The 23,374-nt window shown below is 64.3% G+C and carries 23 protein-coding genes; 17 read left to right on the forward strand and 6 right to left on the reverse strand.

What is annotated here, in order from left to right; translation table 11 throughout:
- Positions 1–102 precede the first annotated feature (102 nt).
- Positions 103–1,860 carry a cation:proton antiporter gene (locus ACFPTO_RS06530; RefSeq protein WP_377710260.1) on the forward strand — a complete coding sequence of 586 codons (1,758 nt, stop codon included), beginning with the start codon at positions 103–105 and terminating at the stop codon, positions 1,858–1,860.
- Positions 1,861–2,002: 142 nt separating this feature from the next.
- Positions 2,003–3,313 (forward strand): gamma-glutamyl-gamma-aminobutyrate hydrolase family protein, encoded by a 1,311-nt coding sequence (locus tag ACFPTO_RS06535; RefSeq protein ID WP_377710262.1) that lies wholly within the window; start codon positions 2,003–2,005, stop codon positions 3,311–3,313.
- A gap of 222 nt (positions 3,314–3,535) precedes the next feature.
- Here ACFPTO_RS06535 and ACFPTO_RS06540 read toward each other — a convergent pair whose 3' ends face one another.
- Entirely contained in the window at positions 3,536–4,063 is a 528-nt protein-coding gene (locus ACFPTO_RS06540; protein ID WP_377710263.1) for a GNAT family N-acetyltransferase, read from the reverse strand.
- A 393-nt stretch (positions 4,064–4,456) separates the two neighbouring features.
- Here ACFPTO_RS06540 and tcuC point away from each other — a divergent pair, with 393 nt between their 5' ends.
- Positions 4,457–5,752, forward strand: coding sequence for an MFS transporter (tcuC, locus tag ACFPTO_RS06545; protein WP_377710265.1), 1,296 nt, complete (start codon positions 4,457–4,459; stop codon positions 5,750–5,752).
- Between the two features lie 118 nt (positions 5,753–5,870).
- Here the strand turns inward: tcuC and ACFPTO_RS06550 are convergent, their stop codons facing one another.
- The gene (locus ACFPTO_RS06550) at positions 5,871–7,754 is read right to left on the reverse strand and encodes a tetratricopeptide repeat protein (protein WP_377710266.1); all 1,884 of its coding nucleotides are present in this window, start codon (positions 7,752–7,754) and stop codon (positions 5,871–5,873) included.
- Positions 7,755–7,886: 132 nt separating this feature from the next.
- On the opposite strand from ACFPTO_RS06550, the gene ACFPTO_RS06555 reads away from it, so the two are divergent.
- The 3 genes from ACFPTO_RS06555 to ACFPTO_RS06565 all read left to right on the forward strand — a co-directional run bounded on the left by ACFPTO_RS06555 (position 7,887) and on the right by ACFPTO_RS06565 (position 11,188).
- Positions 7,887–8,207, forward strand: a complete 321-nt coding sequence (locus tag ACFPTO_RS06555) for an ArsR/SmtB family transcription factor (protein ID WP_296652502.1) — start codon at positions 7,887–7,889, stop codon at positions 8,205–8,207.
- Entirely contained in the window at positions 8,207–9,382 is a 1,176-nt protein-coding gene (locus ACFPTO_RS06560) for a cation diffusion facilitator family transporter (protein ID WP_377710268.1), read from the forward strand. The genes ACFPTO_RS06555 and ACFPTO_RS06560 overlap by 1 nt, the downstream gene beginning before the upstream one ends.
- Before the next feature lie 102 nt (positions 9,383–9,484).
- Positions 9,485–11,188 carry an FAD-dependent monooxygenase gene (locus ACFPTO_RS06565; RefSeq protein WP_377710270.1) on the forward strand — a complete coding sequence of 568 codons (1,704 nt, stop codon included), beginning with the start codon at positions 9,485–9,487 and terminating at the stop codon, positions 11,186–11,188.
- A 122-nt stretch (positions 11,189–11,310) separates the two neighbouring features.
- Here ACFPTO_RS06565 and ACFPTO_RS06570 read toward each other — a convergent pair whose 3' ends face one another.
- The 4 genes from ACFPTO_RS06570 to ACFPTO_RS06585 are packed head-to-tail and all read right to left on the reverse strand — an operon-like array spanning position 11,311 to position 16,617.
- Positions 11,311–11,553 carry a formate dehydrogenase subunit delta gene (locus ACFPTO_RS06570; protein WP_377710272.1) on the reverse strand — a complete coding sequence of 81 codons (243 nt, stop codon included), beginning with the start codon at positions 11,551–11,553 and terminating at the stop codon, positions 11,311–11,313.
- 4 nt (positions 11,554–11,557) lie between these two features.
- Entirely contained in the window at positions 11,558–14,506 is a 2,949-nt protein-coding gene (fdhF, locus tag ACFPTO_RS06575) for a formate dehydrogenase subunit alpha (protein WP_377710273.1), read from the reverse strand.
- A 15-nt stretch (positions 14,507–14,521) separates the two neighbouring features.
- Positions 14,522–16,087, reverse strand: coding sequence for a formate dehydrogenase beta subunit (locus ACFPTO_RS06580; protein WP_377710275.1), 1,566 nt, complete (start codon positions 16,085–16,087; stop codon positions 14,522–14,524).
- Positions 16,084–16,617, reverse strand: coding sequence for an NAD(P)H-dependent oxidoreductase subunit E (locus ACFPTO_RS06585; RefSeq protein WP_377710276.1), 534 nt, complete (start codon positions 16,615–16,617; stop codon positions 16,084–16,086). Before ACFPTO_RS06585 ends, ACFPTO_RS06580 begins: the two co-directional genes overlap by 4 nt.
- Positions 16,618–16,748: 131 nt before the next feature.
- Between ACFPTO_RS06585 and ACFPTO_RS06590 the strand changes: the two genes are divergently transcribed.
- From ACFPTO_RS06590 to ACFPTO_RS06640, 11 genes are all read left to right on the forward strand, one after another.
- A complete protein-coding gene (locus ACFPTO_RS06590) occupies positions 16,749–17,834 on the forward strand; it encodes a substrate-binding domain-containing protein (RefSeq protein ID WP_377710278.1) in 1,086 nt (361 codons plus the stop codon).
- Positions 17,835–17,937: 103 nt separating this feature from the next.
- Positions 17,938–18,204 (forward strand): hypothetical protein, encoded by a 267-nt coding sequence (locus tag ACFPTO_RS06595; RefSeq protein ID WP_377710280.1) that lies wholly within the window; start codon positions 17,938–17,940, stop codon positions 18,202–18,204.
- 498 nt (positions 18,205–18,702) lie between these two features.
- Positions 18,703–18,990 carry a hypothetical protein gene (locus ACFPTO_RS06600; protein ID WP_377710281.1) on the forward strand — a complete coding sequence of 96 codons (288 nt, stop codon included), beginning with the start codon at positions 18,703–18,705 and terminating at the stop codon, positions 18,988–18,990.
- A 5-nt stretch (positions 18,991–18,995) separates the two neighbouring features.
- Entirely contained in the window at positions 18,996–19,520 is a 525-nt protein-coding gene (locus tag ACFPTO_RS06605) for a hypothetical protein (RefSeq protein WP_377710283.1), read from the forward strand.
- Between the two features lie 122 nt (positions 19,521–19,642).
- On the forward strand, positions 19,643–19,855 hold the full coding sequence (locus tag ACFPTO_RS06610) for a helix-turn-helix transcriptional regulator (RefSeq protein ID WP_377710285.1): 213 nt from the start codon (positions 19,643–19,645) through the stop codon (positions 19,853–19,855).
- A complete protein-coding gene (locus ACFPTO_RS06615; protein WP_377710287.1) occupies positions 19,855–20,058 on the forward strand; it encodes a hypothetical protein in 204 nt (67 codons plus the stop codon). Before ACFPTO_RS06610 ends, ACFPTO_RS06615 begins: the two co-directional genes overlap by 1 nt.
- A 13-nt stretch (positions 20,059–20,071) precedes the next feature.
- Positions 20,072–20,398: a hypothetical protein gene (locus ACFPTO_RS06620; RefSeq protein WP_377710288.1), complete on the forward strand. Its 327-nt coding sequence runs from the start codon at positions 20,072–20,074 to the stop codon at positions 20,396–20,398.
- Positions 20,398–20,577, forward strand: coding sequence for a hypothetical protein (locus ACFPTO_RS06625; protein ID WP_377710290.1), 180 nt, complete (start codon positions 20,398–20,400; stop codon positions 20,575–20,577). The genes ACFPTO_RS06620 and ACFPTO_RS06625 overlap by 1 nt, the downstream gene beginning before the upstream one ends.
- Positions 20,577–21,722, forward strand: a complete 1,146-nt coding sequence (locus ACFPTO_RS06630; protein WP_377710291.1) for a helicase RepA family protein — start codon at positions 20,577–20,579, stop codon at positions 21,720–21,722. Before ACFPTO_RS06625 ends, ACFPTO_RS06630 begins: the two co-directional genes overlap by 1 nt.
- Before the next feature lie 397 nt (positions 21,723–22,119).
- Positions 22,120–22,311, forward strand: coding sequence for a hypothetical protein (locus tag ACFPTO_RS06635; protein WP_377710293.1), 192 nt, complete (start codon positions 22,120–22,122; stop codon positions 22,309–22,311).
- Positions 22,253–23,035, forward strand: coding sequence for a hypothetical protein (locus tag ACFPTO_RS06640; RefSeq protein ID WP_377710294.1), 783 nt, complete (start codon positions 22,253–22,255; stop codon positions 23,033–23,035). The genes ACFPTO_RS06635 and ACFPTO_RS06640 overlap by 59 nt, the downstream gene beginning before the upstream one ends.
- Positions 23,036–23,374: the final 339 nt, after the last annotated feature.

Consider the following 23,374-nt stretch of genomic DNA (forward strand, 5'->3'; position numbering starts at 1 on the left):
TCGTTATTGTAGGGCCGTATTTTCACCGTAGCGTAGTTGGGATTGGCGCGTCCATCGGTTAAGATTTCGTTCTTCGTCAGCAATTTGTAAGGTCTATCCCGCATGCATCAGGAAATCGGCTTCATTCAGGATCTGGCTGTCGTGATGGCGCTGGCCGGCGTCGTCACGGTGCTGTTTCATCGCCTGAAGCAGCCGGTGGTGCTCGGCTATATCGCCGCGGGCGTCATCATCGGACCTTATACGCCGCCATTTCCGCTCATTCATGGCGAGCAGACCATCCAGACGATGGGCGAGCTCGGCGTCGTGTTCCTGATGTTTTCGCTCGGGCTCGAATTCAGCCTGAAGAAGCTCTTCCAGGTCGGCGTGACCGCGATCATCGCGGCAGTCTCCGAAATCGCGCTGATGATGTGGATCGGTTACGAGATCGGCCGCGCGTTCGGCTGGAGCGCCATGGATGCGCTCTTTCTCGGTGCGATTCTCGCCATCTCCTCGACCACGATCATCGTCAAGGCGCTCTCCGACCTCGGCCTCAAGCGCGAGAAGTTCGCGCAGCTCGTGTTCGGCATCCTGATCGTCGAGGACATCCTCGGTATTGCGATGCTCGTGCTGCTCGGCGGCCTCGCGCAGACCGGCGAACTTTCGCCCGGCATCGCGTTCATCACGCTCAGCAAGCTGCTGCTCTTCATGGTGGTGTCGCTGCTCGCGGGCATCATGGTCGTGCCGCGACTGCTCGGCTACGTCGCGCGCGTGGGGAGCGACGAGATGCTGCTCATTTCGGTGCTGGGCTTTTGCTTCGGGTTCTGCCTGCTGGTCGTGAAGCTCGATTATTCGATCGCGCTCGGCGCGTTCCTCATCGGCGCGATCATGGCCGAGTCGCGGCATCTGCATCGCATCGAGCACCTGATCGCGCCGTTGCGCGACGCTTTTTCCGCGATCTTTTTCGTGACGGTCGGGCTCATGCTCAATCCGCACGTGATGGTGGAATACGCGTGGCCGATCGCCGTGATTTCGCTGGCGGTGGTGCTCGGCAAGCTCGTCTCGTGCGGGCTCGGCACGTTCCTCGCGGGCAGCGACGGACGCACGTCGATGCGCGTGGGCATGACCGTCTCGCAGATCGGCGAGTTCTCGTTCATCATCGCGTCGCTGGGCCTCACGCTCAAGGTGACGAGCGGCTTCCTCTACCCGATTGCCGTCGCGGTCTCGGCCATCACGACGCTCACAACGCCGTACCTGATCCGCTTCGCCGATCCGCTTTCGCAAAAACTCGCGCGCGCCATGCCGTCCGCCGTCTCGAACGTGTTCGCGCTTTACGGCCAGTGGCTGAGCAGCCTCATGCCGCGCTCGTCGGGGCCGACCTTCTTCACGCTCGTGCGGCGCATCGTGGTGCAGGTGGCCTTGAATCTCGCGCTCGTGTCGGCGATTTTCATCGGCGTGTCCTATGGCGCGTACTACGCGGCACCGGCGTTGTCGGCGTGGCTGCCCGATGCGCACATTCAGCGCGTCGTGCTGTGGGGTGGGGCGCTGCTGATCGCGATGCCGTTTCTCGTGGCCGTGTGGCGCAAGATGCAGTCGCTCGCGCTGCTGCTGGCCGAGGTGAGCGTGAATCCCGAGCATGCGGGGCGCTTGACGCGCGCGCTGCGTCATACGATCGCCGAAATCGTGCCGGTGCTCGCGATGGTGGGCGTTTTCCTTCTCGTAGCCGGGCTTTCGCGGACGATCCTGCCGCCGACCGGCTATCTGATCGGCCTGCTGGCGGGCGCGGCGGGGCTCACGATGCTGCTGTGGCGCTGGTGCGTGAAGATCCACGCGTCGATGCAGATCGCGTTGCGCGAGACTTTCGACGAGCGGCCCGATGCGTGAACGCCCTGGAACGCCCGCGCGCCGGGGGGGCCGCGCGAGTGACCGCTGGTCGCAATTGTGCACGGGACTGGCGGCTCCTGGCGGGGCGACGCATAATCGTCCCGTGTTAATCGTTCGCGCGCCGCGCGCCTGACCCCACGTCATGAGCGACAACAACTCCGACCACTCCGAGATTCCCGACGGCGCTGGCCGTCCCCCCGATGCCGGATCGCCCGGCACCGCCCAATCCACCGCCTCAGCCGGCTCGTCCGGCGCTTCTTCCGGTTCACCACCTGCTCCCGCTTCCACATCGCCCGCAGCCCCAGTCGATGCGCCCGTGAGCGCGCCGATTACAGGATCGACCGCAGGGCCGACGACAGGGCAGGGCGGAACAGTACGTGAGCCCGCGCTCGCGCAGCAAGAGGCGGCAGCGCAAGTGCCTGAGATTCCCCTCCCGCAGAGGACGGACGCGGGCAAGACCGCACCCGCCCCAGTGGAGACGCCGCGCCCGGGCGCCGCGCCTGCGGGCTTTGGCCAGGCGCCGGACTTCGGCAAGCAGAATCCGCCGCCGCCCGGCGCGCTGCCGCCCAATCCGCCGCGCTATCTGCAGCCGAACGATTCGGCGTGGTCCGTGTTTGGCCGCATCGTCGCCGCACGCGCGCGGCAGTTGTTCGACCGCGCGGGGCAGCGCATCACGCAGCGCACGCTGCGCATCGGCGTATCGGCACGGATCTTCCATCCGGAGCCGGGCGCGCGGGGCCTGCGCGGCAAGACGCTGCAATATCTCGAAGAGTCGATTGCGCACTGGGTCATGTCGCGCGACGTGATCGTGTTCATGATCCCGACGGTCGGCCACCAGGGCATGCTGCATCCGAGCAATATCCGTCTGCGCGATTACGCGAAGCATCTCGACGGCCTGCTGCTTCAGGGCGGCGCCGACGTCTCGCCGCAGACCTACGCGGAAGCGGCGGCGCGGCCCGAATGGCCGGGCGACCGCGTGCGCGACATGTACGAACTGGAGCTGCTGCACGAGTTCGTGGAATCGGGCAAGCCGGTGCTGGGCGTTTGCCGCGGCTGCCAGCTGATCAACGTGGCATTCGGCGGGACGCTCTACCAGGATATCGCCACCGACGTGCCGACCGCGGGCGTGCACGTGAGCGAGCACTACGACCAGCACCGTCATGCGGTTACGTTCCCCGAGGGCTCCACGCTTTCCAGCATGTTTCCGGGGCGGCGCGAGGCGATCGTCAACTCGATCCACCATCAGGCGGTGAAAACGCTGGGGCGCGATCTGACGGTCGAGGCGGTGTCTGCCGGTGACGGTCTGATCGAAGCGGTGCGCTATCGCCGTGCGCCGTTCGTGCTCGGCGTGCAGTGGCACCCGGAATTCCATCGCGCGGGCGGGCCGGAACTGCTCGACTGCACACCGCTGCTCGATACCTTTCTGCGCTCGGCGCGCGAGACGCGTTTTTAGTCCGTTTCCAGCGCGTATCGGGTTCGATTGGCCGCGAGGCGGCTTCCCACGGTGGCGGGTCCCGGGGCCCGCCGCTTCGCGAAGCGTGGCCCGTGAATGAAACACGGCGTTGCGGCGTTGCGGCGGCATGGGCGCAAGATGGCGGTGAGCTGGCGCCGCTCGCCGGGAAGGATTCGATTGATTGGGACTGCGTGCCAGTCGTGCCGGACACCGAGCCCGGTTTTACGCCGCGTCGAGCGGATATACGTAGCGCAATGCGGTGATGTCGACGCCGCCCATGCGATCCGGTTCGGCGCCCGAGAATTGCCAGCCTTGCCGCTCATAGAATGCAATCGCGGGCGTATTGCCTTCCAGCACATACAGATAGAGTTGCGCTTCGCCGCGCGCACGGGCCCAGTCCTGTGCGGCGCACATCAGCCGCTTGCCCACGCCGATGCCCTGCCAGGCGGGCAGCGTATGCAGGTTGTCGAGCAGCACACCCCACGGCGAGTCGGCCTGGCGTTCGACGCACACGAAGCCGGCGGGCGTCGTTTCGTCGAGTTCGGCGATCAGCACGAGGCGCCGCTCGCCGCCGGGCGCTTCCATGCGTGCGCGCCACCAGGCTGCGCGTTCGGCGTCGACTTCATCGTCGAGGAAAGCCGCGGGCAGCAGGTGGCGGTAAGTGGCCTGCCAGCTGGCGGCGTGCATGGCGGCGATCAGCGGGGCGTCGGCGGCGGTGGCCGGACGCAGTGTCAACGAGGCGATGGACATGCGGTGACTGGGAGCGTCGAAACGAGTGATGCGCAAGGCTGCGCGTGTGCGTCACATTGTGCATGATAAGCACGCCCACAAAAGACAACCCACGACGACCCACGACAACCCTTGGCAACCCGCCCGCGTAGCGAGCGAGCGTCGATACGGCAAGAAAACGAATCGAAATAGACTGACGAAATCCGTATTGAAGTGAATTGCGCTTCGCCCTCGGGGGAAACCCGGATATCTGGCAGTGCGACCGGGCAGGATGATGATTTCCCGCCCGGGGGGCGTCCGCGTGCGCCGCATTCCCCGGAGAAGTCCATGTTCCGCAGTCTGTCTGGCCGGTCACGGCGCAGCAGACCGCCTCAAGCCTCCACAAAGAACAGAGAACAGAGAGCAGAGAACACTATGGCTATCGCGTCCCCCGTCGCTCCCCAGGAATCCAGAGTCCGGACTGTTTTCCGCGTCACGAGCGGCAACTTTCTGGAAATGTATGACTTCATGGTTTATGGCTATTTCGCCTCGGCGATTGCCAAGACCTTCTTCCCAAGTGACAGTGCTTTCGCTTCGCTGATGCTGTCGCTTTCGGTGTTCGGCGCGGGCTTTCTCGTGCGGCCGCTCGGCGCCATCGTCCTCGGCGCGTACATCGACCATCACGGCCGTCGCAAAGGCCTGATCCTCACGCTCAGCCTCATGGCGCTCGGCACGCTCGCCGTCGCGGTGGTGCCCGGCTACGCGACGATCGGCCTCGTCGCGCCGCTCCTCATCCTGCTCGGACGTCTTCTGCAAGGTTTCTCCGCGGGCGTCGAACTCGGTGGCGTTTCGGTCTATCTGTCCGAAATGGCGACCAAGGGCAACAAGGGGTTCTATGTCTCATGGCAGTCGGGCAGCCAGCAGGTGGCCGTCGTGTTCGCGGCGCTGCTCGGCGTGGTGCTGCACCGTATCCTGCCCGTCGAACAGATGACCGCGTGGGGCTGGCGCGTGCCGTTCATCATCGGCTGCCTGATCGTGCCGTTCCTCTTCATCATCCGCCGCTCGCTGCAGGAAACCGAGGAGTTCGCGAAGAAGAAGCATCGTCCGTCGACCGGCGAGATCATGTCCTCCATGCTGCAGAACTGGGGCATCGTGCTCGGCGGCATGGGCATGGTCATCATGACGACCGTGTCGTTCTACATGATCACGGCCTACACGCCGACGTTCGGCAGGGAAGTGCTCAAGCTGAGCGATATCGATACGCTCATCGTGACGGTCTGCATCGGCCTGTCGAACCTGTTCTGGCTGCCGGTGTCCGGCGCCGTGTCGGATCGCATCGGGCGTCGTCCGGTGCTGATCGCCTTCACCGTCCTCACGATCCTCACGGCGTACCCGGCCGTGCAGTGGCTCGTCGCCGAGCCGTCGTTCGGCCGTCTGCTGAGCGTCGAGCTGTGGCTGTCGTTCCTCTACGGCTGCTACAACGGTGCGATGGTCGTGGCGCTCACCGAGGTCATGCCCGCCGACGTGCGCACGGCAGGCTTCTCGCTTGCCTACAGCCTCGCGACGACGATCGGCGGTTTCACACCCGCCATTTCGACGTTCCTGATTCACGTGAGCGGCAACAAGGCGGCGCCGGGCGCGTGGATGGGCGTTGCCGCTACCTGCGGCCTGATTGCGACGCTCGTGCTCTATCGCACCGAAGCTGCGCGCAATCAGTACAAGACGGCTTGATGCGCTTCGCGCGCAATCGCGCGCGCTGCTGCCGCTGCAATACGAAAAGCCTCGCAGGGTACGTACCCCGCGAGGCTTTTTTTCGTGCGTGGAATATGCGCTTAGGGGTTCGTTGCGCTCACAAATAGCGTAAATCGTTCGCGACGGCAACGACTACTTCCGCCCACGCGCCCGGCCGTGGCTGGCGCACGAGCCGCGCACGCGGATACCACGGGCTTTCGTCGGTGCCGGTGAACCAGCGCCAGTCGGCCGCGAACGGCAGCATGAGCCAGAGCTTCGCGCCGAGTGCGCCCGCGAGGTGCGCAATCGACGTATCGACCGACACCACCGCATCGAGGCGTTCGATCACGGCGGCCGTATCGGCGAAATCGGCGATCTTGCCATCGAGCCGGTGAATCGAGCGCGCGTACGGATGCGCGTCGAGCGCGGTGCGTTCCGCGTCGCTCAGTTGCGGCTGAAGCACGATCCAGTCGATGCCTTCGAGCGCGAAAAGCGGTTCGAGCGCGTGGAGCGGCAATGAACGATTTTCATGCTTCTGGATCCGCCCCGCCCACGCAATGCCGATCTTGCGCTTCTCCTGGCCGCCAAGCGATCCGCGCCATTTGCGCAGGTACGGCGCAGGCGCCGACAGGTAGGGCGTGCGCGCAGGCAAGTCGTCGAAGGTCGTGCCGAGCGCGAGCGGCAGCGAGAGCAGCGGGCAGTGCAGGTCGGCGGCCGGTCGCTGCGCGCCCTGGGCGATCAGCGTGATCTGCGCGGCTTTGGCGGCTGGCGCGATGAGCGGGACCAGTTGCGGCTGCACTTCCAGCACGACGCGCCCACCGCGCGCGGCGACGAGCGGCACGAAGCGCACGAACTGCAGCGTATCGCCGAAGCCCTGTTCGGCTTCGACGAAGAGCGTGCGGCCGTCGAGCGGTTCGCCGCGCCAGCGCGGCAACGCCATGGGCGGCGCAACGTGTGCCGGGGGCGCATCGAATTGTGCCGGTTCGCACGCGGACGGATCGAGACGCCATTCGTATTCGGGCAAGCCGCGCCGGAAGTCGCCGGTCGTGAGCCACGCAATCGCGCGGTTCAGATGCGCCGCCGCGAGTTCGGGGCGCACCCGCAGGGCTTCGTCGAAGGCGCGCACGGCGGCTTCATGGTTGCCGAGCGCGTGGTGCGCCGTGCCGAGCGCGAGCCACGCGAGCGCGAATTTCGGATCGATGCCGACTGTGCGTTCGAGCGGCACGACCGCTTCGTCGTGCCGGCCCAGCGCGGCCAGCGCATTGCCGAGGCCAAACAGCGCGGGCGCGAAACGCGGCTGCAGCGCGAGCGCGGCCTCGAACGAGGCGACCGCCTCATGGTGCTGGCCGGTGGCGTCGAGCGTATTCGCGAGGTTGAAATGTGCGGCGACGAAACGCGGCTGTGCCGCGAGGGCCGCGCGGAACTGCACGAGCGCGTCGGCCGTGTCGCCGAGCGCGTTCAGCGACATCCCGAGGTTGTTGTGCGCGCCAGCGTGCCCGGGACGGATCTTCAGCGCGCGACGGAACGAGTCGATCGCTTCGTCGTAGCGGCCGAGCGCGTGAAATGCGTTGCCGAGGTTGTTGTGCGCGGACGCATCGCCCGGCTGAAGGCGCACCGCGTGGCCGAACGAGAACATCGCGTCCTCGTGACGGCCGAGCGAGGCGTAGGCATTGCCGAGGTTGTAGTGCGCGAGCGGGAAGGTGGGCGCGAGCGTGAGGGCATTGCGAAAACGTTCGATCGCGCCCTCGATTTCGCCGAGCGCCTTCAGTGCATTGCCGAGGTTCAGCTGGAGTGCGGCGTCGTCCGGGCGCAGATCGACCGCACGCCGGACGAGATCCGCGGCTTCCGCGTGCTGTCCCCGCTGGTGCCGCAGCACGCCGAGCAGGTGCAGCGCATCGACGTGCACGGGATCGGCGGCGAGCGTCGCGCGATAGCCGCGCTCGGCGTCGTCCAGTCGGCCGTCGCGATGCGCGGCGTACGCGCGGACAAAATCCTGTTCCATGGCCGAAAAGGCAAAACCCGAAAAGCTCCAAAGGGCGCATTTTCCCATACTCGGGAGAGCGCCCCGACGCTTGACGGTAAAATCGCGTTGATATAACGTGTGAACACATATTCACACGTTTAGGCGGAATGCATGACCCCGTTTTACGACGATGAACGCGTGGCGCCGCTTGCGGACCTCTTTCGTCTGCTTGGCGACCCCACGCGTTTGCGCATCGTGCTCGCGTGCGCGCACGACCGGCTCGCGGTAGGCGCGATTGCGGAAGCCCTCGGGCTTTCGCCGTCGCTCGTGAGCCATCACTTGCGACTGCTGCGCGCGGCCCGCATTGTCCGGGCCGAACGCGAGGGCAAGCAGGTGTTTTACGCCGCCGCCGATGCGCACATCAGCGCGATGCTCGCGGGCATGCTCGAACACGTTGCGGAGCCGGTCGCGGACTGGCAGGAGCACGCGTGATGAACGGGGAGCGCAAGCAGCAGGGCGTGGCCGAGGAGCGCGAGGACGAACACGCGCCCGTGTGGTTCGACCACGACAAGGCGGGTGAGGGCGCACATCTCGCCCATCAGCATGGGCACGCGGATGAGGGTGAGCACGCGCATGAGGGGGAGCACGCACATGACGCGGGCCACCTGCATGACCACGGTCACGACCAGCACCACGATCACGATGAGGATCACGACGGCGATCACGACGGCGGCCACGGGCACGACCACGCGCACGGCCACGGCCATCACCACCACCACACGCCCGCGGTAGGCCACGGCCGCGCCTTCGCGCTGGCCGTCGTGCTGAACGTCGTGATCGTCGTCGTGCAGGCGATTTACGGCGTCATCGCCCATTCGACCGCGCTTCTCGCCGACGCCGGCCACAATCTCTCCGATGTCCTCGGCCTGCTGCTCGCCTGGGGCGCCGCGTGGCTCGCCACGCGCCGTCCATCGGCACGCTACACGTTCGGCTTCGGCAGCTCGTCGATACTCGCTTCGCTCGCGAACGCCGCGCTCCTGCTGGTCGCGTGCGGCGCGATCATCATGGAGGCCGTCGACCGCCTCATCTCGCCCGCACCCGTGGCGGGCTTCGACGTGTTCGTCGTCGCGACCATCGGCATGGTCGTCAACGGCTTCTCCGCCTGGCTCTTCATGCGCGGCCAGAAGGAGGATCTGAACATCCGCGGCGCGTTCCTGCACATGGCCGCCGATGCGGGCGTGTCGGCGGCCGTTGCCGTCAGCGGGCTCGTGATCCTCGCCACCGGCATGACCTGGATCGACCCGGTCATGAGCATCCTGGTCGTGCTCGTGATCCTCTACGGCACGTGGGGCCTTTTGCGCGAGTCGGTCCGGCTCGCGCTCGCGGCGGTGCCTCAGGGCGTCGACATGGCGCGCATCCATGCCTTCCTCGCGGCGCAGGACGGCGTGACGGACGTCCACGATCTGCACGTCTGGGCACTCTCGACCACGGGCAACGCGCTGAGCGCGCACCTCGTGATGCCCGCGGGCCATCCGGGCGACGACGTGCTCGACGGCATCGTCCATGCGCTCGGCAAGCACTACCGCATGAAGCACGTGACGCTGCAGGTCGATATGGGCACGTCCGGACACCGCTGCGCGCTCGACCACCCGCCGCATCCGCATTGATCCGCACTGACCCGGACTATCCCGCCCATTGATGCGCCGCAAGCATGGGCGCGCGGATGGCGGGCGTACACTACGGTTCATGTCGACCGCATGGAGGTCTGCATGACCGTGGCTTCTTCCTTGCCGCCCGTGCTCATCGTCGGCGCGGGGCCTACGGGTCTCGCCGCTGCGATGAGTCTCGCCCGCGCACGCATTCCGGTCCGCCTGATCGATCGCGCGCCCGAGCCCGGACGTCACTCTCGCGCCATCGGCATTCAGGCGCGCACACTCGAACTCTTCGAACAGCACCGCATCGTCGAGCCGTTTCTCGAACTCGGTCATCGCGCCCACGTCGCGAACCTCTATTCGAACGGCTTGCGGCGCGCGCGGCTCGATTTCGATCCGCTCCTCACGCGTTATCCGTACTTGCTGTTTCTGGACCAGGCCGTCACCGAGCGCATTCTCACCGATCATCTCGCGACACTCGGCGTCGAGGTCGAGCGTGGCAGCGAATTGCTGACGTTCACGCAGGGTTCGGCGGGCGTGAATGCCGAAGTGCGGCGTGCGAACGGGCGCAGCGAGTCGATACGCAGTGCCTATCTGATTGCAGCGGACGGCGCGCACAGCACGATACGGCACAAGCTCGCGATGAAGTTCGACGGCGAGACGCTTGCGCAGTCGTTCCTGCTTGCCGACGTCGCCGCAGAGACGCCCTGGCCCGACGACGAATTCCATGTGTTCGCATCCGGTGACGGCCTGGCCGCGCTGTTCCCGTTCGGCAAAGGCCGCTGGCGTCTGATCGCCGATTGCAAGGCCGCGGTGCCCACCGCACCCGAAGGCGCGATTCCGGTGCCGACGCTCGAAGAATGCCGCGCGATCGTCGAGCGGCGCGTGCATCATCCCGTCTCGCTCGCGGACATGAACTGGGCGTCGTATTTCAGCGTGAACAGCCGCATGGTGCGCGAGCTGCGCATGGAGCGCGTGTTCTTCGCGGGCGATGCGGCGCACGTGCACAGCCCGGCTGGCGCGCAGGGCATGAATACGGGCATTCAGGAAGCGTTCAATCTCGGCTGGAAGCTTGCGCGCGTGCTCGCGGGCGGCGCGCCCGAGCGCCTGCTCGACACCTATCACGCCGAACGCTATCCGATCGAGCGCATCGTGTTGCAGCAGACGAGCTTCATGACGCAACTCGCGGAAGCGGACCATGGTCCGATGAAGCTGCTGCGCGAGCGCGTGATGCCGGCGCTCGTCGCGCTCGGCCCGCTGCGCGACGCTGCGCGCCAGGCCGTGAGCGAACTGTCGATCCAGTACCGGCGCAGCCCGCTCACGCTCGAGCACATGGTGGACGGCGGCCCGCGCGCGGGCGAACGCGCGCCCGATGCGCTCGCGCGCGTGATCGACGGACCGCTCGGGAAGGCGCCCGGCAAAGGGCGCATTTTCGACCTGCACGACCCGGCGAGCTTCTCGCTGTTCCTGCTTGTGGACGACGCGGGGACGAACGGTGCCGCGCAGAACGGCAGCGCTGCGCGCGCGACCGAGGCGCTGAAGAACTTCGTGGAGGCCATCGAGCGGATCTTGCCGCAGGCGCTGCGCGTATGGTGGCTCTGCGACGCGCCGAACGGCGACACGACGCCCGAAGGCGAGGGTGCGCCGTCGCTCGCCGAGTCGTACGGGCGCACGCGCCCGGCGTTCTATCTCGTGCGCCCGGACGGATATCTGTGCGCGCGCGGGCGCCCGTCGTCCGATACCAATGGCGTGCTGCGCCTGTGCGAGACCTGGTTCGCGGCGAAGAACGGCATCCAGCCCGCAAGCGTCGACCGGGAGTGAGTGCCTTGGCGCAACGCCAATAGCAAGCGGCGCGCACGGCAAACTGCCCGTGCGCGCCGCTCGTCGTCATGCCTTCGGCGGTTCAGCCCCGCGTGTCTTCAGCCCGCGCTTTAGTCCACTCATTAACCCACTGCGGCGGGCGTCAGCGACTCGCGATACTTCGTCAACGCGACGAACACGATCTCCGTGAGCCTGGCTGCCTCGGCGCCGCCGTCGAGTTCGGCGAGCAGCACCCGGCGCATGCGCGGTTCCCAGAAGCGGCGGATGTGCTCCGCAATGCCTTTGAGCGCCTCCTCGCGATCGGGCAGCGAGTCGAAGAACGTGCCGATCTGGTTGGCCATATCAACAAGAAGGTCTGCTTTCATCGCATCATTTTCCAGAGGTCATAACAGTATTGCTTTCGCGCGAGCGGTGCAGTTCGAGCTGCTCGGCGTTGAAGCGCGCATACGCACGCTGCCACTCCGACGGCTGATGCACGTGGCTCACCTGCACCGCGGTCACCTTGTACTCGGGGCAGTTGGTGGCCCAGTCGGACGACTCGGTCGTGATGACGTTCGCGCCCGATTCGGGGAAGTGGAACGTCGTGTAGACCACGCCCGGCTGCATGCGCGTACTGACCTTCGCACGCTGCACGGTGTGCCCCGCGCGCGATTCGATGCCGACCCAGTCGCCGTCGCGAATGCCGCGATCTTCGGCGTCGACCGGATGGATTTCGAGCCGGTCCTCTTCGTGCCAGCGCGAGTTATCGGTGCGCCGTGTCTGCGCGCCCACGTTGTACTGCGAAAGGATGCGACCCGTGGTGAGCAGCAGCGGATAGCGCCGCGTGACCTTCTCCGGCGTCGCGATGAACTTCGTGATCACGAACTTGCCCTTGCCGCGCACGAATTCGTCGACATGCATGATCGGCGTGCCGTCGGGCGCGGCTTCGTTGCACGGCCACTGGATGCTGCCGAGTTCCTCGAGCCGCGCGTACGAGACGCCGTGGAACGTCGGTGTGAGGCGCGCGATCTCGTCCATGATCTGCGACGGATGCGTGTAGTTCATCTCGTAGCCGAGCGCGCGCGAGAGCAGGATCGTGACTTCCCAGTCGGCGTAACCGCCGAGCGGCGGCATCACCTTGCGCACGCGCGAGATGCGGCGCTCCGCGTTGGTGAACGTGCCGTCCTTTTCGAGGAACGACGAACCGGGCAGCAGGACGTGCGCGTACTTGGCCGTCTCGTTCAGGAAGATGTCCTGCACGACGATGCATTCCATCGACGACAGCGCGGCCGAGACATGCTGCGTATTCGGATCCGACTGGACGATGTCCTCGCCCTGGCAGTACAGGCCCATGAAGGTGCCGTCGAGCGCCGCTTCGAACATGTTCGGGATGCGCAGCCCCGGCTCGGCCTGCAGCGCGACGTTCCATGCGTCCTCGAACTGGCTGCGCGTGGCGACGTCGCCCACGTGGCGATAGCCCGGCAGTTCGTGCGGGAACGAACCCATGTCGCACGAGCCCTGCACGTTGTTCTGGCCGCGCAGCGGATTCACGCCCACGCCTTCGCGACCGATGTTGCCGGTCACCATCGCGAGGTTCGCGATGCCCATCACCATCGTCGAGCCTTGCGCGTGCTCCGTGACGCCGAGGCCGTAATAGATCGCGGCGTTGCCGCCTTTTGCGTAAAGACGCGCGGCTTCGCGCACGCTTTTCGCGGGCACGCCGGTCAGCGCTTCGGTCGCCTCGGGCGCGTTTTCAGGCAGCGCGACGAAATCGCGCCATTGCTCGAACGCAGGCGTTTCGCAACGCTCGGCGACAAACGCTTCGTTGACGAGCCCCTCGGTGACGATCACGTGCGCGAGTGCGTTGACGATGGCGACGTTCGTGCCAGGGCGCAGTTGCAGATGATGCGTGGCCTTGACGTGCGGGGTATCGACGATGTCGATGCGGCGCGGATCCACCACGATCAGTTTCGCGCCCTCGCGCACGCGGCGCTTCAGGCGCGAGCCGAATACCGGATGGCCGTCGGTGGGGTTCGCGCCGATCACCACGATGACATCGGAGTGGTCGATGGATGCGAACGTCTGCGTGCCGGCCGATTCGCCGATCGTCGTCTTCAGGCCATAGCCGGTCGGCGAGTGGCACACGCGCGCGCAGGTATCGACGTTGTTGTTGCCGAACGCGGCGCGCACGAGCTTCTGCACGAGATAGGTTTCCTCGTTCGTGCAGCGCGACGACGTAATGCCGCCGATCGAGTCGCGGCCGTACTTGTCCTGAATGCGGCGGAACTCGCTCGCGGCGTACTGGATCGCTTCGTCCCAGCTCACTTCGCGCCACGGATCGGTGATCTTCGCGCGAATCATCGGCTTCTTGATGCGGTCCTTGTGCGTCGCGTAGCCCCACGCGAAGCGGCCCTTCACGCACGCATGCCCCTCGTTCGCCTGGCCGTTCCTGTGCGGCACCATGCGCACGACCTGGTTGCCCTTCATCTCGGCCTTGAACGCGCAGCCTACGCCGCAATAGGCGCAGGTCGTGATGACCGAGTGCTCGGGCTGACCGAGCATCACGACGGTCTTTTCCTGCAGCGTCGCGGTCGGGCAGGCGGCCACGCACGCGCCGCACGACACGCATTCCGAATCCATGAACGGCTCGCTCATGCCCGCCGCGACGCGCGAATCGAACCCGCGGCCCGAGATGGTCAGCGCGAACGTGCCCTGCGTTTCCTCGCATGCGCGCACGCAGCGGTTGCAGACGATGCACTTCGACGGATCGTAGGTGAAGTACGGATTCGACTCGTCCTTCTTGTCCTTGAGGTGGTTGACGCCGTTAAAGCCGTAGCGCACTTCGCGCAGGCCCGTCACGCCGGCCATGTCCTGCAGTTCGCAGTCGCCGTTGGCGGGGCAGGTGAGACAGTCGAGCGGGTGATCGGAGATATACAGCTCCATCACATTGCGGCGCAGCACCTGGAGGCGATCGCTTTGCGTGTGCACTTTCATGCCCGCTTCGACGGGCGTCGTGCACGAAGCCGGATAGCCGCGCCGTCCCTCGATCTCGACGAGACACAGACGGCACGAGCCGAAGGGTTCGAGCGTATCGGTGGCGCAGAGCTTCGGCACGTTCACGCCTGCCTCGATGGCGGCGCGCATGACGGACGTGCCCGCGGGCACCGTCACGCACTGGCCGTCGATTTCGAGCGTCACGTCGACGTCGGAATGGCGTTCGGGCGTGCCGTAATCGGTGTCGTCGAACGGCGGGCGTCGTTTCATCGCCTGGGCCGCCTGGGATTTGCAACTGCAATTGCCGGAGCCGCAGCCGGCGTTGGAGGTGAGCGCGTCGGACATGGGGTGGCTCCTCGTTCAGGCAGTCGCCGCGCTGGCGGACGGCTGGACAGGTTCGAGACCGAAATCTTCGGGAAAGTGGTTCAGTGCCGAGAGCACCGGGTAAGGCGTCATGCCGCCCATCGCGCAGAGCGAGCCGCAGACCATCGTGTCGCACAGATCGCGCAGCAGCGTGACCTGCTTTTCGGACGTGTCGCCGTTGCGGATCTTCGCGATCACTTCGACGCCGCGCGTCGAGCCGATGCGGCACGGCGTGCACTTGCCGCACGATTCGATCGCGCAGAACTCCATCGCGTATTGCGCGAGTTCGGCGAGACTGGAGGTGTCGTCGTGAACGACGAGCCCGCCGTGGCCCACCACGGCACCGACTGCGGCATACGCTTCGTAGTCGAGCGGAATGTCCCACTGGCTTTCGGGCAGATAGGTGCCGAGCGGGCCGCCCACCTGGACGGCGCGCGCGGGGCGACCGCTCGCGGTGCCGCCGCCGTAGTCGTACATGAGTTCGCGCAGCGTCACGCCGAACGCGAGCTCGACGAGCCCGCCGCGCGCGATGTTGCCCGCGAGCTGGAACGGCAGCGTGCCGCGCGAGCGGCCCATGCCGAAGTCCTTGTAGTACGCGGCGCCCTTCGCGAAGATGATCGGCACCGTGGCGAGGGTGATGACATTGTTGATGACGGTCGGCTTGCCGTAGAGACCGGCGAGCGCGGGCAACGGCGGCTTCGCGCGCACGATGCCGCGCTTGCCTTCGAGCGATTCGAGCAGCGCCGTTTCCTCGCCGCACACGTACGCGCCCGCGCCCTTCGCGACGAAGAGATCGAACTGCCTGCCGCTGCCGAGCACATCGTCGCCGAGCCAGCCCGCCGCGCGCGCGCGGCGGATCGCTGCTTCGAGCGCCGCAATCGAATGCGGGTACTCGCTGCGCACATAGATATAGCCGACGGTTGCGCCGACCGCGATGCCCGCGATCGTCATGCCCTCGATCAGCACGTACGGATCGCTTTCCATGATGAGGCGGTCAGAGAACGTGCCCGAGTCGCCTTCGTCGGCGTTGCAGACGATGTACTTCTGGTCGGCTTGCGCGTTCGCGACGGTGCGCCACTTGATGCCGGCGGGGAACGCCGCGCCGCCGCGGCCGCGCAGGCCGGAGTGGATCAGCGCCTCGCAGGCTGCGGCACCGGTCATCGCGAGTGCGTTGCGCAATCCGTCGAGGCCGCCGTGCGCGAGGTAATCGGCGGTGGAAAGCGGGTCGGTGATGCCGATGCGCGCGAAGGTGAGGCGCTGCTGCTTGCGCAGATACGGGATCTGTTCGACGAGCCCGGCGCTGCGCGCGTGCGGCGCGCCTTCCACGAAACCTGCGTCGAAGAGACTGGCGATGTCTTCGGGTTCGACGTTGGCATAACCGACGCGGCCTTCGGCTGTTTCCACTTCGACGAGCGGTTCGAGATAGAGCAGCCCGCGCGAGCCGTTGCGTACGACTTCGATGTCGATGCTGCGCGCGGCGGCTTCGCTGGTGATGGCGCGCGCGATGGCGTCGGCGCCGAGCGAGAGCGCCGACGAGTCGCGGGGAACGTAGATGCGCGTCATGCGGCCTCCTCGGTGCTGTCGGTGCTCGCCACGGCGGCCATGGCGGTGGAGAGCAGTGCGTCGAACTTCTGCGGCGTCACTTTCGCGTGCAGCGTGCCGTTGATCGTCATGGCAGGCGAGAGAGCGCACTGGCCGAGGCAATAGACCGATTCCAGCGCGAGCGGCCCGGATGCTTTCTCAGCGTGCTCGTGCTCGTGATCGTGGCCATGCTGTTGTGAGAAACAGCAGCCCGTGTGCGATTCGATGTGCTGCGCGAGCGCCTCGCTGCCCATGCTGCGGCACGACTCGGCGCGACAGAGCTGGACGGTCACGGCCGCCGGCGGCGTGGTGCGGAAGTGGTGGTAGTAGCTGAGCACGCCGTGCACTTCCGCGCGCGAGAGATTTAGCGCCTTCGCAAGCGGCACAACGGTTGCGGGCGGCACGAAGCCGGTTTCGTCTTGAATCGCGTGCAGGATCGCGAGCAGCGTGCGTCCTGGTTGCGCGTGCCGGCGCACGAGATCATCCGGTGCGTTCACTGTCGAGTTGTCCAAAGCGGGGATCCTCCTGGGGCATATATGCACTTGTTATTCATAAACTGTGCATCTATCCTGCGGTTGCTTCGCAATTTTGGTGAACGATAGGCCGGTGTGATGCGATTCGCAATAGGAAGAGAGATTTCATAATGATCAAAGTCGAGTGCCAGGCGCAGTTGCTCGTGCGGGACGCGGATGGCCGCGAGGCAAGCCTGACGGACGTTGTGCCCCTGCTTACGCTGGTCGCCGAGGAGGGCAGCATTGCGCAGGCCGCGCTGCGTAGGGGTTTGTCCTATCGGCATGCATGGGGGTTGCTGCGCGAAGTCGAGGCTCGGCTAGGGGGTGCGCTGATCGCCAAATCGCGCGGACGCGGCTCCGTGCTCTCGGAACTCGGCGAAGCCGTGTTGCGCTCGCAACGACTTTGCGGCGAGCGCTTGCAGGGCAATCTCCAGGCGCTTGCGAGCGAGGTGGCGAGCGATCTCAACCGCTGGCTCGCGCCGAACGCGCAGAATCTGCGCATTCATGCGTCGCATGGCTATGCGGTGGCGTCGATGGTCACGGCGCTCGTCGCGGATCAGGTGCCGGTGGAGATCAAGTACCGCGACAGTGTCGACGCCATCACGGCGCTCACACGCGGCGAATGCGATCTGGCGGGCTTTCATCTGCCGCTCGGCGAATTCCGGTCGGCATGCGCCGATGCATACCGAAGCTCGCTGGATCCGCAGCGCCATGTGTTCATTCACCTGACGCGCCGCAAGCAGGGCCTGTTCGTCGGACGCGGCAACCCGAAGCGGATATCGGGGCTTGCGGACCTCGCGCGCCCCGATATCCGCTTTGTGAACCGGCAGCCGGGCTCGGGCACGCGGCTGTTGATCGACTTGCTGCTCACGCGAATCGGTGTCGATCCCGAACGCGTGAATGGCTATGCCTCCGCCGAACTGACGCACTCGGCGATTGCGGCATTCGTCGCGAGCGGGATGGCTGACGTCGGTTTTGGCGTTGAGCCAGCGGCGCACCATTTCGGACTCGATTTCGTGCCGATCGCCGACGAAGATTATTATTTCGCCTGCGATCGCGCGCAGCTCGAACGGGAGCCGCTGGTTTCCGTGCTGAACCGGCTGCGCGGCGACGCGTTCAAAGAAGGCGTTGCGCGTCTCGCTGGCTACGATCCGGCTGAATGCGGCGAGGTCGTGGAGCTTGCCGACGGGTGGGCGGGCCAGCATCTGGCGCTGTAATACGATGCAATCTGTTTGCGCTGCTGTGAGCGGCGCATTTTGTGATACCTTCGAGCGAGTCTTGCTTTCCGTTTCAGACGCGCGTTCACCGCGCCAATCGACCATGAAATTCGTACTTAATGTCTGTGCCGCAGCAGCAACTGCGGGTGCCCTGTTTGCCACCGTTTCGATCGCTTTCGCCCAGAATTCGCCGGGCGTGCCAGGCGGTATCCTCAACGACGAGTTCAAACTCCAGGCACATCCTCAACTGCAGTTTGCGGCTTCGGCGCCGGACAACAAATACCAGCATGGGAAGCCCACGGCCCGGCGCCGCAAGGGTGATATGGGCGATCCGAACGGCTGTAATCTGCAATGCCCGCAGGACGAATGATGCGTTGAGCGCTTGCGTACCGGGAACGAGGTGGTTCCCGGCGTGCAGAACGAAAAGCTCGCGAAGCCCGAAAGGGCTGTCGCGAGCTTTTTGTTTGGGGATGCGGATTCCGGCTGCGGCGGGGTGATGGCCGAGGGAATTTGCAAAAGGGGCTTGAGCGGAAGTAGCAGTGGGGATGCTCCCGCGACAACTGCCGCAAGTCTTTTGGATCTATGACTTGCGGTGCAAATTGGGCCGGCGTCAATCAAATTCCACCGTCTCTGCCCTGTGTAGAAGGCATTCCGTGATTCCGCTTCTTCGAGATACCACCAAAAATACCACCAGAAGCGGCGTGCTGACCTACTTATCCATGGGGTTCCGACGTATTCCCGAATGTTCTGGCACTGTATAAAATCCCCCTGAATGATCCACGGCCGCGCCCGATCGACAGATCGCAAACCGGGTTCCCTCGCCCGACTGGCGCGCCTCCTTTCGCGAGGGTCTTGCCTGAGGGCGTGAATGGGGCTTTTGGGGAAACTGCTTTCAAAGCAGGACGCCGAGTTTATCAGCCTGGACGAGTTGCTTGACCAGATGACCAGCGAGGCAGGCGGGAGTCGAGTAGAGGCCGCAACGTTTTTGGCGCGCTTGCTTACTGAGTGCGACGGATTTGATGTCGAGGGCAACGCTACGTATCGGGGGCCGGCGTGGTACCGGATGGACAAAGAATTCGGCTGGGAATTAACCCCGTCACGATATTTTGACGCGCCCAGAAAAAAACTAATGACCATTGTAAAACCGCGTGGATAAGTGCGATGAGCGAACCCGTTATTGATAATCTGGATTTTCCAGACCCGCCGCAATGGGGGTTCAAGCGTGCCGAAATTTACAATTTTTTGGCGAAGCACGGACTTTCATTGAATCGTGGAACGGCCGGAAGCGTGGACGACATTGGTTCCACGCGGGAAATCGAGACTCGTCAGTCAGGCGGCGGTCCATTGACCGCCGAGCTTTCCGGCATGACCCGGGATTGCGATAGCTTGCCGGAGCAGGTATCCGCACTGACCGCGAAGCTGGTCGAACTATCGGATTTGCTTGACGCCGCCAATGCGCGAATTCAGGAGCTTTCTAGCGACCAGGCGCAGGGCAAGTCCAAGACGACAATGCTTCAGGTAATCGCTGCGATGGCGAAGGATGCATACCGCGTTGATATTCATGCGGCGCGGATGAGCGGTTTCGGGGAAATGCTCGCGGGCGTACAGGCGGCGGGAGCGGACGTGAAAGAGGACGCGTTGCGCGGCTATGTGAAGGCGGGCGCTACCCACCTGAGTAAGGCTTGACCCGGTAACCAAACCCGATATCGGGTTTGACCATTCCCGATATCGGGCTTTCTCCGTCCGTTTATCCTTAGCCTTGGCTCCATGTTCCGGGATTGTCCCGGAACGCTTCTAGGGAGCCAAACATGGCAGAGCAAGTCAAATCCGCCCTTACGATCCTGCGTCGCCGTCAAGTTGAGGCCGCAACGGGTCTGTCGCGCAGCACGATCTATTCGCGCATCAAAGCGAAGACCTTTCCGCCCGCCGTTCATCTCGGCTTGCGCTCCGTTGGTTGGCGCGCGGGCGACATTGACGCCTTTCTGGCCGATCCGGCGAACTATCGCGCGGAGGTCAACTAATGAGCGCCCTGCATTTGCATCTCGAAACGGTCATCGATGAACCGGATTTCATGGTCCTTCGCACAACTACCGAACCTGGTATTTACCCTGTAGTGATGGTGGTCCGCGCGGATGAACTGCGTGACGCTGTACTCACTATGCTGGATGCGCTCCCAGCCGAAGACGAACAAGCCTGCACTAAGTGCAATTACTGTGGCAAATAGGGAGGGCGCAACCATGAAAAACAAAAACGCCCAACCCGGCGAAGCCGAATCGAGCGCGAAGGAACATCGCGAGTTTACCGAAATCAAGAATCCGCGTCAGCTGCGCGTCCTTCACGCGTTGGTGCTCGGCCCGCGCCCCCGCGAGGAACTGGACCGCATCGCCGGTTGCCCGAACTCGCCCACTCAAGTCGCGGCGCTGCGTCGCAAGGGCTTTTTGATTCCCTGCGCGCTTGTGCCCATGCACGACCGCGACGGCTTGCTCGTCAAGCGCGGCGTCTACTATTTCGCGCTGTCAGACCGCCGCACTCTCAACCGCTTGCTCAAGGCGAAGGAGGCTTAATGGACAACCTCCATACCCTCAAGGCGCGCATCAACCAAATGATCGATCTCGAACTTGATCGCTGCCGCCGCAAGATGGGCAATTTCGCATGGACGGAGCACGAGGCATGGATCACGGAAAACATCGTCGCTTCGGCTAAAGCGTGGATCGTCGTGGAGTTGAAGGAGGGCCGCTTCTAATGGACACCGACTACATTGGCGACGCACTGACCGAAGAATCGCTTCAACGCTCGCGCGAGCAAGCTGTTAAAGATGCGCGCACCGCTTTTTTCCAGAAGCAACCCACGCCGCCCGCCGTACAGGCGATCCAATTTCGCCTGTACTCGGCGCACGACCTGCTGAACATGCCGCCGGAACGTTGGCTTGTTCGCAACGTCATTCCGGCCGAAGGCGCTATCGCGTTGTACGGCGCCAGTGCGTCGGGCAAATCGTTTCTTGCGCTCGATCTCAGCGCCGCGATCGCAAGCGGCAAAGACTGGTTTGGCTACCGCGTTGCGGCGGCGCCAGTCTTGTTCGTCGCACTCGAAGGAGCGGTCGGCATGCGCAAACGTGTTGCGGCGTGGGAGCATCACAACCGTCGCCCGCTGCCGGATTGCCTGCACTTCGTGCTTGACGCCCCCGACGTCCGCAAGTTGACCGACGTGTCCCAAATCATCGAAACCGCCCAAAAGGCGGGCGGCGTGGGACTGCTTGTTATCGACACGCTTAGCCGTGCCGCGCCTGGCGCCGAAGAAAATAGCTCAAAGGATATGGGCGAAATTATCGCGAACCTGAAGATCCTGCAAGACAGCTTGGGTTGCGCCGTTCTCGTGGTTCATCACACCGGCAAAGACGCGACCAAGGGCCTGCGCGGTCACTCGTCGCTGTTCGCAGCCCTCGACGCGGCTATTGAAGTGAAACGTGATGGCTGCTGTCGCTCCTGGGCGCTCGCAAAGAGCAAGGATGATGCGGACGGTGCGCAACACCCGTTTGCGCTCAAGGATGTCGATCTCGGCGAAGACGCGGACGGCGAGTCGGTAACGTCGTGCGTTGTCGTATGCGACGAGGGTAAGGCGGGAGTTGCAAGCGTGAAATTTCCCCGTGGCTCAAATCAACGCATCGCTAAGGAAGCCCTCGCGCAACCATTTCGCGATTCGCGCGACTTCAACAAAGGCGATGCGCCGTTTGGCCGTCCCTGCCTCAATGTGACGACCGCAATCGAGATCGTGGCCCGTTGCCTGGTTTGCGACCAGAAACGCCGCAAAGAGCGTGCGGCATACGCGATCAACGGCCTCGTGGCCAACGGCATCTATGGCTCAAAGGACGATTGGATCTGGTGCAAGTAAGCGGTTCCCGCAACTTCCCGCAGTCCTTCCCGCACCGTCCCCCCCTATAGGGGGAACGGGAAAAGCGGGAAAGGTGGACCTCCCGGAATTTCCCGATCCGGGAAAAACGGGAAATTCAGGAAACCATGAATTATGACCTGCAGGTCTCGCGATAACTAACCACGAAAAGGAGGGCAAATAGAGCGGTATTCGTAGCTAGCTGTGCTTGTAAGTCGATTGAACGTGGACGCAATGCGCTAGTCGCTTGCGATTAGCCGAATCGCTAGCGGCCCCTTGTTGGGCGTGTGCCTCGCCGTGGTGGCGACTGGCATGCACATAGCGTTGGCGCTGGGTCGCAGGTCTCGAAACATTCATAAAGAAAGCCCAATCAATTTCACTCACTAAATAAGGACTACATATGAAACACGAAAATAAAATCAGCATCCCTGTCGCGCTTCTCCGCCATCTCTATTGGGACGCACGCCGCAACGCTTATACCTACCTGATGCCTACCCAACGTCGCCAATCGCCGCTCGACGTGACGACGCGCTATGTATCGCGCCCCGTCGAGTTTCGCCCCGAGGGATTTTTCGTGGTGCTTGTTGCTTAACCTTCAACTGGAGAACTTCAATATGAAATGCTTTATGCAACCGCTTCCGGTACGCCTGGCCGCCCTCGAATCGCTCGTTAGTGAGACCGGTTTGGCAGACGAATTGCATGCACGCAAACGCGCGGACACGGACAAGCGTCGCGCCGACATTGCGGTTCAATTAAATGGTTTGCCGAACCCCGAACGCGAACTCGCGGCCCTCGCGAAGAGCGCAACTCAGGCGCGCGCCGCTCACGAAAAGGCTGCGTTGGAGCTGTTGGACGCGGAGCGCCGCGACAACGAGGCGCGCACGCGTTACGTCATGGCGTCGTTTCAAGCCGAGGGCAAGCGTAATGCGCTTCTGCTCCAACTCGAACTGAGCGCGCCGCCGGAGCTTGCCGACGCACTCGACGACCTTTCGTTTGCGGGTCAACTGTTGCGCGGTGCGGTACATACCGACGTTACCGCGTCGCGCACGTGGACCGGTGCCGTAGCGACCAAGGTAACTACCAACTTGGACGCCATTGCGGCAGCCCGCGACCAGCTCACCGAAGCAACGCGCAAAATCCGCGCACTCGCGCACGATGGTACGTTGCCGAGCGAAGTGTTGGCCGACCGCTGCGCCGAGATTATGAATGCAGCGCTCGAACCGGCGTTTGCATTCATTCCGCGCGACAAGTGGGATTTGCGCTATGAGCGTCCCGCGTCTGACCTGGTCGTCGAAGTCGCTAACAATAACGGTTAGTCATAGTGCTCGCGCACCGGGCGTAGTTTGACTCCGGTGCGCGCTTAATCTACCCCGCTTCCGACGCCAGTGCCCCGATTCATCCACTCCCTGTCTAAGGCAACCCTATTCGAGCAAGGTAAGATGCAAATCTTTGCGATACGTCTTCGCGAAATAGATCGGCCAACCTACAAACAAAATTCGTTTTCCTTAGTGACTCCAAGTAAGATACGTGAACTGAAAAATAGTGTTTAAAATCGGCAACAGAAGGAACAAGAGGAACGTTGTCCGGGAAATCTAGATAGTGGTATCGGGGTCGCTCGTTCTGCATGAGCGTCGCCCCCGGCGACCTGTTCTTAT

This window comes from Paraburkholderia denitrificans (assembly GCF_042655705.1).
Lineage (GTDB): Bacteria > Pseudomonadota > Gammaproteobacteria > Burkholderiales > Burkholderiaceae > Paraburkholderia > Paraburkholderia denitrificans.